Source organism: Larkinella terrae (assembly GCF_009668025.1).
Taxonomy (GTDB): Bacteria; Bacteroidota; Bacteroidia; order Cytophagales; family Spirosomataceae; genus Larkinella; species Larkinella terrae.
Genome location: NZ_WJXZ01000002.1, coordinates 1 through 12,694 on the forward strand (window position 1 = coordinate 1; position 12,694 = coordinate 12,694).

Here is a 12,694-nt window from a genome sequence, read left to right on the forward strand (position 1 = left end):
GGTGCCGGGCTTTGGCACAACGATTAAAGCCCGGCACCGGCCGCCCGGCCTTTAGGGGGTTGGGGGCGGAGCTTTACGGTAGAAGATGAGATTTTTAGACAGTCACTTACTTCTTTAATACGAAACCGGGCCGTAAACCAGCCGCAAATACCGTTTCTGCAAGTGGGAGAAATAAGCCAGTGTGAGTAAAAAACCAATAAACAAGGCGCTGAACGACAACGGATTATTCAGATACGGAAGTGCCATCAGAACCAGCAGCGAAACCCGGCTGATTTCAAGGTAAAACACCCACTGCCGTTGTTCGAGCAAAGCCCCGCAGTTGACCAGCGTAATCAGAATAAACAGGGAAATCAACACCTGATAATAGAGCGGAACTTGCTTTTCGAACAACAGGAAAACGAACAGAATAGTCAGAATACCAATGAGTTGCCCCAGAACGTAGCCCCGAAACCGGCGGCTGGTGGTGCGCACCGGCGAGCGGGCCAGAAACCGCTTCTCCAACTGCTCGCGAATCTCCGGGTCGATGTCGTCCGGACGGCCGAACAGTACGTTGATTTTCGCGACAAAACCGGGTGTTCGCCGAACGGTTTCGGCCAATTCCATCATAAAATGGAATTGCTGCCACAAAAAGCTGTGGCTTTCGAGCGGTTTGGTCAGGCCGTAAACCAGTTCTTCGGCGTCTTCCTTTTCTTCGACGAAGGTCCCGAACAATTTATCCCAGATGATCAGCACATCGCCGTAGTTTTTGTCGAGATACTCCGGATTGCTGGCGTGGTGAACACGGTGGTGCGAGGGCGTTACGAAGATGTATTCCAGCCAGCCCAATTTGCCGATGGTGCGGGTATGAATGAAAAACGGATACAAACCGTGCAGGATCAACATAACCGAGATCATTCCGGCGGGAAAACCGATCAGCGGCAGGATGGTCCAGAAACCCGTTCGGATGAGCGCCTGAAAAACCGTAATCCGGGCGGAAACCGTGTAGTTAAAATCCTCGCTCTGGTGGTGAACGACGTGGGCGCTCCAGAAAACATTGACTTCGTGGGCCAGCCGATGATACCAGTACCAGACAAAATCGGTAGCCAGAAACAACGCAACCCAGCCCAGCACGCCGGGTTTGAGATCAAAAATGGCGTAATGCCGGTGAATGTAATCGTAAACGAAGTAAAAAGCGCCAACGGTAAACGTATCGAGCAACCGCTCGGCGATTCCGACGTTGATGTTGGCGACGGAATTATTGAATCGAAAGTATTTCTTTTTCTGCCTTTTGGAAACGAGGTATTCCAAACCCATGAAAAACAGAAAAAATGGAACGGCAACGGCCATCCAGTTCAGTGTTGTAATGCTCATACACGTTGTCTACGAAAAATTATAAAAAAACGAATTAGAAGAATACCTTTTAATTGTTTTCATACGTGAGTTATAGCGTATTTCGAAGCAGATGATTTTGTGAATTGTGCTCCAAAAATATCAAATTTTGTCTTCAAGAGGTACATCATTGAAATACCGTTAGGATAACAGACCGATTTGGTGAAACAGTTCATTAAAGTCGCCATCTTTCTTTAATTACATTTGCAGGCTAAACGGTGAAAACAGTACAGAATTCATTAAACAGGGGACCGTTGTTTTCGATTTACTGAAAGTCAGTCTAAATTTTATAATTTCCCCTTTCTACGGTCTGCCCCCAACCCCCTAAAGGGGGCTTTAATCGGCGTCTCAAAGCCCCCTTTAGGGGGTTGGGGGCAGACCGTAGAAAGGGGAAATCCGAATTTTAGACTGTCTCTGAAAGCCAGCTTTGTTTTCATTCAGTTTTCCACCATCGCCCAAGTAATTCAAAAGTTTAGGATTCATATCTATAGTTTTAGTGGACAAATATCTAAAATTTTATAATCGCTGCAAACGCTCACCGGCCTGAAGCAGCACCTCGTCGTCTTTGGCGAAACAGAAACGCAGTATGTTGTAATCGTTTTTCTGGCGATAAAACACCGAAACCGGTATCGAAGCCACGCCAATTTCCTTGGTCAGCCGGATGGCCAGGTCGTAGTCGGGCTCGTCCGTAATGGCCCGGTACGAAACGGTCTGGAAAAAACTTCCCTCCGTCGGGGTGAACTGAAACCGGGAACCGCGCAGGATTTCGAGAAACAGATTCCGCTTGCGTTCGTAAAAATCCGGCAGCGTTTCGTAATGAACCGGATTCTTCAAATAATCCGCCAGCGCATACTGAACCGGCGTTATCGTGCTGAATGTCAGGTATTGATGGATTTTTCGGAACTCTACCGAAAGCTCTTTCGGCGCCAGACAGTACCCGATTTTCCAGCCCGTCACGTGAAACGTTTTTCCGAACGATCCGCACACAAAGGTCCGTTCCTGCAAAACCGGGTGCGTCGCCAGCGACAGGTGAGGCCGACCGTCGAACCGGATGTGTTCGTACACCTCGTCGCTCACAATCCAGATGTCGCGGTCTTTCACCAGGGCGGCCAGTTGGGCTAGATCGTCGGCCGTCCAGACACGCCCCGTCGGGTTTTGGGGTGTGTTGACAACGATGAGCCGGGTTTTGTCGGTTATTTTACGACCGACTTCGGTCCAGTCGATGGCGTAAGCAGGCGGTGTCAGCGTGACCAGCACCGGAATGCCGCCGTTCAATTCGATGGCCGGAATGTAACTGTCGTACGCCGGTTCAAAGACGATGGCTTCATCGCCCGGGCGAATCACCGCCATGATGGCGGCAAACAGCGCTTCCGTGGCGCCGGAGGTAACGGTGACTTCCGTTTCCGGGTGATACGAAACGCCGTACAGTAGCTCCGTTTTTTGTGCCAGTGCTTCGCGCAATACCGGCACGCCCGTCATGGGCGCATACTGGTTAAATCCAGTTTTCATGTATTTTTCCACCAACGCCACCAGTTCCGGCGAACAGTCAAAACCAGGAAACCCCTGCGACAGATTAATGGCGCCGGTGTCGCTCGCTAATTTCGACATTACCGTGAAGATGGTTGTTCCAACCCACGGTAATTTGGAGGATAAAGCGCCCGCAACGGATAAATTCATGGTATAAAAAACGATTCTAATTTGTCTATCGTGCCAATAGAGTCGATTGATTAGTCCGGATCTAACCCCAATTGACCCCGAAAAGTACAAAAAAAAATAATCACGAATGAAGAAAATACTTTTTCTATGCAGTTTGTAGAATACCGCTAATCGCCAGCAATCGGTTCAGAATGATGACGAACCTTGTTAGGCAATTAGAACTGCCATTTGGCCGATAAGCCTAACAAAATCAATACGTTACCAAAATCGCCCCGCGATATTCAGGAATCAGCGGCTGATTGGTTTTGATGCGGTATTCGTAATTGCCCGGTTGGACTTTCTGGTTTTTATACGTGCCATTCCAGGGTTTATCGTAGCCTTTTGAATAGAAAACGACCTCGCCCCAGCGGTTGTAAATCGTTATTTCACAACCCGGAAACTGTTCGGTATTGCGGATTTCCAGCTCGTCATTAACCCCATCGTTGTTGGGCGAAAAAACGTCGGCAATGAACATCCGCTTCAGGACATCGACCAATACGGTTTTTTCGGTCCGGCAATCGCCCGGTGCCGAAACAGTCAGCTTGTACGTTGTCGGAGCCGTGGGACTGGCGTTCGGGTTCAGAATGGCCGGATTGGACAGGTTGTCGGGCGGTTCCCACAAAAAACCGGTCGTTTGCCCTTTGACACCCGGTTTTAACTGCACCGAATTTCCCATTAAAACTGTCACCCGCTCCGGCAAATCGACTTCGGCGGGCGGTTCAACGCGAATCTGCCGGGTGATGGCGGCCGGGCAGGCTGAGGTGCCGGCAAACGTATACGTGATCGTATGCAAACCCACACCGGCTTTCATCGCGTCGAAGCGATTACCCGTGACGCCCGGCCCGGAAAAAGTGCCGCCGGCCGGACTGGCAACCAGCAGCAACGATTCGGCGTGGTTGGCGCAAACGGGAGCCAGGCTGTCGAACTGCATCGCCGGAAGCGGAATAATTGACAGCGTTAAAGGCGTCGAAAGCGCCTGGCAGCGGTTTCCATCCGTGATCCGAACCTGGTAGGTGCCGCCCTGATTGACCAGTTTTGTCGAGGCATAACTGGTATTGATCGACGCGTTATTCTGAAACCATTCGTACTGATAATTCGCCCCAACGGCGGCATCCAGCCGAACCTCCCCGTTCTGGCAAATGGCGGATGCGGAGCTGACCAGCGTTGCCTTGGGATTCGGATTGACGGCCACGGCCAGGCTGTCGCGACTGGTACAACCCAGCGAAGAGTTCGCCCGGATGCCGTACAAACCGGTTTTGGTGACGGTTAGCGAGGTATTGGTGGCACCCGGCAAAACCGTGCCGTCCGATGTCCACTGGTAGCTAACCGCCGTCTCCGGTTTCACCGATAGCACCAGCGATTCGCCTTCGCAGATGGGCGGTTCTTTGGCGGGTGTAATTTTCGCGGCAGGCGGAACAACGGCGTAGGCTTTGGTGATTTTTGAGGTCGTGTCGTTGCCGCAGGTGGTGGCAAAGCTTTTTACAACTGCATAATCGCCGGTTGCATTGATGGTTAACGTGGCCGACGTGGCCCCCGGAATGTTGGAACCGTTGCGCTGCCATTGGTACGACCAAAGCGGATTCGACTCGGTCGAAAGCATAACGGTTGCACCTTCGCAAAAAGGCAAATCGAGGGTTTCGACGTTTTTATAACTGATGACCGGCGCGGGGGGCGTGTTGTTGCCGCAATCGACCACGGGCATCTGAAACTCGCGCCGAACGGCCCCAATTTTGACCCCGTTACGGTATTCTTCGCATAAAACCGCAAAAATGAACAAACCGGTTTGGGTAGCGGTCATGCTCAACTGGCCGGTTTGTGAATCAATCTTCAGGGGCGGATTCCCGGGAATGGAGCGAGCTGCGCTATACCCCGGCAACCAGACGACTTCCGGATAGGTGGCGTGTGATTTCCCGTCGCCCGCGGTATTCTGGGCCGTATTATCGGTAAAACCTGCCAGGGGCGTCACCAGCGAATAGCGCAACTGGTCACCGTCGGTATCAGTTGCGTTGAAATTTAGTTTAAACGGCTTGTTGATGCAGATGTATTCGCCATTGGGAAAACTGAATTCGGGGCTGGAATTCGTAAAGGCCGCACCGTTGCGCACCACCGCCGGAAATTCCATGTAAAACAGCATGCCTTCGCCCGCCGGATTCTGAATATTGCTGATATCGGCACTGCGGCAACAACGATCCCAAACCACGTAATAACCGCCAGGATCGTTATAAATTGCGGGATTTAAATAAATATCCTTGGAGTAATACATGGCCAGCACCTTCAGATTTCGCAGGTTGGCGCAGGCCTGATTATCGTAACGTACCTGTTGGGAGGAAGTCTGATTGACCGTAATGGCGTCCGTCCGCACGTGGTCACTTTTGCGGAAAACATACAGTTGAATCTCACGCTCGTACGTATCGGCGTTCGAAGTGGCCTGATCGAAAAACAGCGTCAGCTTTAAGGTATAGTAATTCGTTCGGGCCGTTGCCCGCAGGCCCATTTCGCCCCCGTAAATATGTTTGCCAAAACCGGTTGACAGCGTCAGCAAACCCAGCAATAAACTACACGCGGCAACCCAAAGCCACCGAAATGCCGGAACACCTGGCGTGAACTGGCCCAACAACACATTCATAAGCGCATCTCGTAGAAAATGGAAGCATAGGACAGAATCAATATGGATCCGTAATGGACTGAAAATATACGAATTTGGGATTAATATGTCACCAAAATTGACGAAACGGTACTATTACCTATGACGAAAAAGCCCCGCAAAGCGTTGCGGGGCTGAAGAGGGTTTTGGCGGCTTTTCTACGAAGCGATTTTCAATTCACCACATTGCGCGGCTGGCCGGAAAAAAAGGCGCGGATATTCTCGGCGGTTTCGTGCAATAACCGTTGGCGGGATTCCAGCGTTGCCCAGGCTAAGTGGGGCGTAATGAGGCAGTTGCGGGCCGAAAACAGCGGATGATTCGGCACAGGCGGTTCTACGGTCAGGACATCCAGTCCGGCTCCGGCGATCCGGCCTTCGTTCAGCGCATCGGCCAGGTCGGGTTCGTTGATGAGGGCACCCCGGCTGGTATTGATCAGAAAAGCCGTTGGTTTCATCTGGTTCAGCAAGGTCCGGTTGACAAACGCCCGGTTTTCGTCAGTAACCGGGCAATGGAGCGATATGACGTCACTATCGGCAAACAACGTGGCCTGATCAACGTAGCGAATGCCTTCCGGCGGTTGCTCGTTGGTGTGTCGGCGGTTGACCAGTATCTTCATTCCGAGGGCCAAACCGATGGCGGCCACGCTCTTCCCAATGTCGCCGTAACCAACCACGCCCAGGGTTTTCCCGGCCAGTTCAACCAGTGGGGTTTTCCAGTAACAAAAATCCGGATTCCGCGCCCAGTCGCCCGCCCGAACGCTGTCGGCGTGTAAACCCACGTGATTCGTCAGCTCGAGCAGTAGCGAAATAGTCAACTGCGCCACCGATGCCGAGCCGTATCCTTTCACATTCGTCACAACGATGTCGCGTTCGCGGGCCGCTTTCACGTCGATGATGTCATAACCGGTTGCCGTCACGCCGATGTACCGCAGTTTCGGCAGCTGTTCGAGCGTCTGCCGGTTCATTTTTACTTTATTGACCAGGACCATGTCGGCGTCTTTCAACCGCTCGATCAGTTGGTCGGGCGCTGTGCGGTCATACAGCGTGACGCTGCCGAGTGAGGTGATGGGCGTCCAGTCCAGGTCGCCGGGGTTGAGGGTGTAAGCGTCAGCGTAAACGAGGTTCATGGGAAAAGGGAAAATGAGGCCGAAAGATACGGCGATTTCCACGGAAGGAATGAAAAATATCAAATGATGAATGTTAAATGTAAAAGTATTTTCTAATCCAGCACTTTTACATTTAACATTCATCATTTGATATTTTTCATTCTATTTAAAACCATTTCCTAAACCGACCTCATTACAAACTCCAGCGCCCGGCGCTCGGCCCACGAAAATTCGTCACCGCGTACGCCAAAGCCAACGTGTCCACCGGTTTTGGGGGTTTCAAGAAAAATAGTGGGGTGTTTTTCGGCCAGCCACGCGGGCGAACATTCCGGCGACAACAGCGGATCGTTCTGGGCGTTGATGAGCAAAGCCGGTACAGTAATGCCGGGCATGTAATTAACCGCTGATGCCTGGGCGTAGAAATCGTCGGCGTCGCGGTAGCCGTTGACCGGAGCCGAAAATAGCTCGTCGAAATCGCGCCAGAGCCGCACCTGTTCCAGCCTGGTCATGTCCAGGCGGCCCGGAAACCGGTCGGATTTCTGCTGTAATTTTACAATCAGTTTTTTCATGAACCGATTGCGGTAAAACCGGTTTTTGGGCAAATCGAGCTGTTTGGCGCTGGCTTCCAGATCCGTTGGCGACGAAATTGCCACGACTTTTTTGATCACATCGGGAGCGGTTTTTCCATAAACGCCCGCGTATTTCAGCGTGATGTTGCCGCCCATGCTGAAACCGATCAGGACCACCTCGCGGTAAGGTTTGGTCCGCAACACGTGGTCGATCACTTCGGCGATGTCGCCAATTTCGCCGTGGTTGTAGAGCCGGAATGCCCGGTTCATTTCGCCACTACACGACCGGCAATTCCAGGCCAGCACGTCCCAGCCCTGCTGGGCGAAGAGTTTCGCGCTGGCTTTGATGTAGTGCCGGTTGGAGTCGCCTTCCAGCCCGTGCGTCATGAGCGCGATCCGATCACTTTTTCGGTCGATCCAGTCGAGATCCACGAAGTCGCCGTCGGCCAGCGTCAGGCGTTCCCGCTCATAAGCGACGCCTTCAATCTTGCGAAAAACGCTGGGGACAATCGTTTGGAAATGACCATTGATCAAATACCGGGGCGCTCCGGGGTAAGAAGACTGTCGAAGAACCGGCATGTCGTAACCATTTAGTCGTTAATGCTGTTATTTTTAACGAAATTTAGTCTGGTTGGTTCCCGCTATGGCCTTTGCAAAGTATTTTTCGGTTTTAGTAGCCAGTATGTTGAAATTTATCGGCGGCCCCGTAACCGGTATCGCGCTGGGACTGAACTGGGCAGAAACCTGGCTGTCGACCGTTGCCGGAATGATGGTGAGCGTGGTGCTGGTGACTTACGCAGGGGCCGGTTTACGGACATTGATGGCCCGGTTTCGCAGTTCGCCCCCGAAGCGATTCAGTTCCCGAACGCGGCTGGCGGTGAAAGTCTGGAAACGGTCCGGAATGGTCGGTATTGCGTTCCTGACGCCCCTGATTCTGACGCCCATCGGCGGAACCATTCTGGCCATTTCGTTTAAAGTAAACCGCTCCCTGATTTTTAGTTACATGCTGATCAGCGCCCTGTTATGGGGCATTGTCTTCACGCTGGCGATCTACGAACTGCCGGATTTATTGAACCGGTTTGGCGGAAGCGGTTTTTTGAAGAAGTGAGGGAGTTGCCTCATAAGAATAGTGGTTATTGGGGAAATCAATCCTCAACAATCCCTTACGAAAAGGACGATTACCCATTATTCCGGTGGTTGGTATCGAGAACACATCATCCTCCCGGGTGCTAATTGGTATATTCTTACAAGAAAGTAAATAACCGTCGTGCGTGAGATTTAAATGCTTCACTCGTTTACCCAATCGTATTGAAATACCTTTGTTGATTCCCCTTATAACGATAAGTTTTCTGCCAATTGGTAAAGGCTTCAGTTTTGTTATCGCATTTTTATTTAAGTCGAATCCATCTGATCCAGAGTCATAAAATACGTCAAGTCGTTGGTCGTTTGCTACTTGGATAGCCATCATTGGCATTGATAAACCAAATAAATTCTTGGTTAGTGAGCTGTCAGCAACTGTTTTTTCTATTGTGAGCCGAGTTTGCGGAAAGTTGACGGTATAAGAAATCTGCCGGAGTACATCCAATCCAATTACGCCATCTATATGTCTCAATGGAAATGAGGAATAGCAGTAAACAGGCCAATTTTCGAGTAAAACATTGCCAAATTCAAGGTGTTTAATTGAAGAAATAGCTACCTGAGTTGAACCAGTTGCTGTGCTGACAGTGCTGTTACTTTCGTAAACTACCAGTCCAAGTTCGTTAGCCAGTAGTCGGCTGATAGCTGTTCTCGAAAAACCTGTATCCAGCACAAACTTCTTGCGCCGACCTTGAATCAATACTTCCACGACGATCAAACTTTTGTGTCTAAGAACAAAAGGAACAGTATAGCTGACATTTTTGAGGGTAAGTAAGGATTTTGGGCGGTCGTTAAAAAAGAGAGCGTCAGTATAAAAAGCGGGCTTGCTTTTCGTTTTTTGAGTAAGATCAAGTACGTTTTGAAATTGATTCTGGAAGAAGTAGAGTAACGCCAGTTGAGATTGAGCCGGTTTTGCAATTGGATTAATGGTATCAATAGCTAGAGGATACAGCATGGCTGCGCTTTGGGTGAACTGATTGACCAGGGCCAGTTCCATTGCTTTGAAATAATGGCGGGTTGGCTTATCAAGGCGTGTGGTATCAAACCAAAACGGGTGGTTTGAATGGTTGTACCAGACGGTAGTAGTTTGGGCTTTTAAATTTGTTGTAATCAGGAATAGAAGGTAAAGGCGAATCTTAAAACTAAAAAGAGACATGTTTATTTATTTTATGTTGTACATGCATCACTTGTAATTAAACCTCTTTCAAAATTAGTCAACTGGTTTAGCAGGAACGTTTTTTGAAAAATGAAGAAATACTGCAGTCTAGTTTTGCTCTCACAAAAACACCGAATAATAATTCTTCTTGTTCTGTACAAAGGCCATAAAGATCAGCCGCTCATTGCCAACCCAGCGGGGGGCGTAATCACTGGAGGGGTTCAGGCCCGGTAAGAGCTTGATTTGCCGGACTTTACCTGTTATCAGGTTCCGGACCCAGAGGGTATACGTCGCACCGAGCTGGTCGGTTCGGGAGCTCAGAAAAGCCAGTTGGTTGCCATCGGGTGAAAACGACGGTTGCGTATCGATCCAGGACGGTTGCGTTTCAAAAAAGTTCACTTCACCACTTCCGTCGGGTGAATAATACGAAACCGTGGCCCGCCATTTGTCGCTGGAATTGTCGTTCCGGGCGCGCGATACGGCAATGAACCGACCGTCGGGCGACCAGTCGAGGCTGCTTTGCCGGATGTAATTTGATTCGCGAATGGGCAAAACCGGCGTGAGAGCCGTGGCCGCGCCACCGGAAGTCGGAATTTTCCACAAGCGGGATTCGTCATTAGAAACCGTACTGTAAGCCAGCCATTTGCCATCCGGCGACCAGGCTATCGACCAGATCCAGGTTGCATCCGCAACGGGCAGCGTCCGGCTCGTCTTGGTTGCCAAATCATGGATGATAATTCCATTCTCCGCTCGGGAAATGTAAGCCAGCTGTTTGCCATCCGACGAAAACGTAGCTCCTCCGCCCAGGCGGTTTACGAGTTTGGTGGTAACAACCTGCTCATTTTGCAGATCGGAAACGTACAGCGGATAGACATACGTACCGGGCGTTTCCTGAACCTGGGTGGAGTAGGTTGATTTTGTGCCATCCGAGGTTATATCGCCACCAAAAACGTCCGTCGAAAACTCGCCAAAACCAGGGTAATAAGCCGATTGCGAAACGAACGCCATGCTGGCCATCACCGGATTGGAATTGACGGGTGGTGCCGTTTTGTTTTTCGAAACGATCCGGGCTACCAGTTGCTCTTCAGCCGAAGCGGCAGGAATGCGGATCGATTTTTCACCGGCGTCGAGGACGCGGTAGGTACGAAACGCTCCCAACTCGCTGCTGGCCACCTGAACCTCGTATTCCTCGGCTTCCACGTCGGCGACATCGGGGCAGGGCGATGTGACGCAAACAATTTGAATGGGTTCCCAACTCAGGTCGTAAAAAGCACCCGATACCGAAATCTTCAAACTAACGGGCCGGACTCGTTTGGCCGGATCAACGTCCGTTTTTGGTTTGCAGGAACCAGCCAGCGCCAGCAAAACCAGTAGTGGCCAGGAAAGGGAGCGTCTCATCGTAAAACCGTGTATTTTAATTATTTGAAGACCCGTTTGGGTACGTAAAGGTTGTAAAACGCCACGAAAAGTAAAAACCCGATTGACCAGCTGAATCCATCGGGTTTTCTACGTAAATCGGCGGGTAATCAACTAACGGCGTCAGCGGTTTTTTCTACTTTCCCAAAACCGCTGACGGAACGATTATACACAAACGGCTCAGGATTTCTTCGCAAATTCCTGATTGTCGCGGGTGTTTTTCTGCACTGCAATGGCGCCGAATAAACCGAGCATAAAAGAAAAGGCATAAAACCCTTTTTCACTGGGCAACAGCGTCGCATTCCAGAGGCCAATGGTCAGGAGTGTGATGGACAGCAGGGTTGAAAACCAGCTGAGTCCGTAGTAAATATCGGTTACGGGGAAACCTTCGAGCCGGTCTCTGACGCTTTTCTGCAACGAAACGACCGAAAAAAGGCCGAACATCAGGACGGTAAAATAGAAACCTTTTTCGTTTAAGAGCATTTCGGAACGCCAAAGCCCGATTAAATACCCGAACATGCCAATGCCGAGGGCAAACCATGAAGCGCCAACAAAAGCGGCTGATGTTTTCATTTTTGAATTTCCTGTTTACTGTGTGTATAAAATGATCGTTGCTGGTCCGGATGTCATCGACTCCAGCCGGCAATCGTAGTGTAAATGTAGGGGGATGAATAAACTCCGTTAAACCTGAATTTTTAACGGGTTGCTTTGAAGGTACAACAGGCGGTTTTCAGTCCTTAACTGGTGGTTGAAATGGTGTAAAAGACAGCTCAGGAATTAGGATGAAAATGAATCATTTGCCGGTTTTTGCTGGCCAACTACCGACTTACCGGTGCCACCGGTTTGGTGGTTTTTTTCCGGAAATCGCCCCGCGACAGGTATTTTTCGATCAGGCAATACAGCAGAATAAAGAAGTACCGGCTGCCCATCTCCTTGATTTTCAGCTTCGATTCCCCGTATTTCCGGTTGGTCCAGCTGTTGGGCACCACGGTGTAATTGTAGCCGCGCACCATGGCTTTCAGCGGCAATTCCACGGTTAGGTTGAAGTGCGGAGACAAAAACGGTTTTAGACCCTCCATCGTCTCGCGTTTGTACAATTTGAAGGCGTTGGTGGTGTCGTTGTAGCGGATGCCCATCATGATCCGAACGATGAAATTGGCCGTTCGGTTGATGATTTTTTTCAGTTGCGGATAGTCCACCACTTTGCCGCCTTTGCTCCAGCGGCTGCCAAAAACACAGTCGTAATCGCCTTCCAGCATTTTGTAGTAAAACTTCACCAGATCCTCCGGATCGTCGGACATATCCGCCATAAAAACCGCCACGCAGTCGCCCGTAAACCGTTCCAGGCCGTAGCGGACGGCGTAACCAAAACCGTTCGGGCCGGGATTGGTGTAGTAAACCAGCGTCGGAATTTCGTGAGTCAGTTGCTCCAGAACCTGCGCCGTCTGGTCTTTGGAATTATCGTTGGTGACACAGATTTCGTGCGGAATACCGTATTTCGCCAACGTTTGGTACAACGACCGCAGCGTTTCCGGAATGGATTCCTGTTCATTGTAAGCTGGAATGACTACACTCAGTTTCATGTTCGAACCGCCGACGCGGCA

General features: G+C 50.5%; 10 protein-coding genes. 1 reads left to right on the forward strand and 9 read right to left on the reverse strand.

Annotation, left to right across the window (positions count from 1 at the left end):
* Positions 1–114: 114 nt before the first annotated feature.
* The 5 genes from GJJ30_RS04170 to GJJ30_RS04190 form a co-directional block, all read right to left on the reverse strand.
* The gene (locus GJJ30_RS04170; RefSeq protein ID WP_205880528.1) at positions 115–1,350 is read right to left on the reverse strand and encodes a sterol desaturase family protein; all 1,236 of its coding nucleotides are present in this window, start codon (positions 1,348–1,350) and stop codon (positions 115–117) included.
* 534 nt (positions 1,351–1,884) lie between these two features.
* Positions 1,885–3,045: a methionine aminotransferase gene (locus GJJ30_RS04175; RefSeq protein ID WP_154173502.1), complete on the reverse strand. Its 1,161-nt coding sequence runs from the start codon at positions 3,043–3,045 to the stop codon at positions 1,885–1,887.
* Positions 3,046–3,274: 229 nt separating this feature from the next.
* The gene (locus GJJ30_RS04180) at positions 3,275–5,689 is read right to left on the reverse strand and encodes a T9SS type B sorting domain-containing protein (RefSeq protein WP_154173504.1); all 2,415 of its coding nucleotides are present in this window, start codon (positions 5,687–5,689) and stop codon (positions 3,275–3,277) included.
* A 190-nt stretch (positions 5,690–5,879) separates the two neighbouring features.
* Entirely contained in the window at positions 5,880–6,833 is a 954-nt protein-coding gene (locus GJJ30_RS04185) for a D-2-hydroxyacid dehydrogenase (RefSeq protein WP_154173506.1), read from the reverse strand.
* Between the two features lie 158 nt (positions 6,834–6,991).
* A complete protein-coding gene (locus GJJ30_RS04190) occupies positions 6,992–7,960 on the reverse strand; it encodes a YheT family hydrolase (protein WP_154173508.1) in 969 nt (322 codons plus the stop codon).
* 103 nt (positions 7,961–8,063) lie between these two features.
* Here GJJ30_RS04190 and GJJ30_RS04195 point away from each other — a divergent pair, with 103 nt between their 5' ends.
* Positions 8,064–8,489 (forward strand): hypothetical protein, encoded by a 426-nt coding sequence (locus tag GJJ30_RS04195; protein ID WP_229312957.1) that lies wholly within the window; start codon positions 8,064–8,066, stop codon positions 8,487–8,489.
* On the opposite strand, the gene GJJ30_RS04200 is transcribed toward GJJ30_RS04195, so the two are convergent.
* The 4 genes from GJJ30_RS04200 to GJJ30_RS04215 all read right to left on the reverse strand — a co-directional run bounded on the left by GJJ30_RS04200 (position 8,448) and on the right by GJJ30_RS04215 (position 12,673).
* On the reverse strand, positions 8,448–9,674 hold the full coding sequence (locus GJJ30_RS04200; RefSeq protein ID WP_154173512.1) for a retropepsin-like aspartic protease: 1,227 nt from the start codon (positions 9,672–9,674) through the stop codon (positions 8,448–8,450). The genes GJJ30_RS04195 and GJJ30_RS04200 overlap by 42 nt on opposite strands.
* Positions 9,675–9,794: 120 nt before the next feature.
* Entirely contained in the window at positions 9,795–11,072 is a 1,278-nt protein-coding gene (locus GJJ30_RS04205) for a TolB family protein (protein WP_154173514.1), read from the reverse strand.
* A 198-nt stretch (positions 11,073–11,270) separates the two neighbouring features.
* Positions 11,271–11,663 carry an inner membrane protein YiaA gene (gene yiaA, locus GJJ30_RS04210; RefSeq protein ID WP_154173516.1) on the reverse strand — a complete coding sequence of 131 codons (393 nt, stop codon included), beginning with the start codon at positions 11,661–11,663 and terminating at the stop codon, positions 11,271–11,273.
* A 245-nt stretch (positions 11,664–11,908) separates the two neighbouring features.
* The gene (locus tag GJJ30_RS04215) at positions 11,909–12,673 is read right to left on the reverse strand and encodes a glycosyltransferase family 2 protein (RefSeq protein WP_154173518.1); all 765 of its coding nucleotides are present in this window, start codon (positions 12,671–12,673) and stop codon (positions 11,909–11,911) included.
* Between the last annotated feature and the right edge of the window lie 21 nt (positions 12,674–12,694).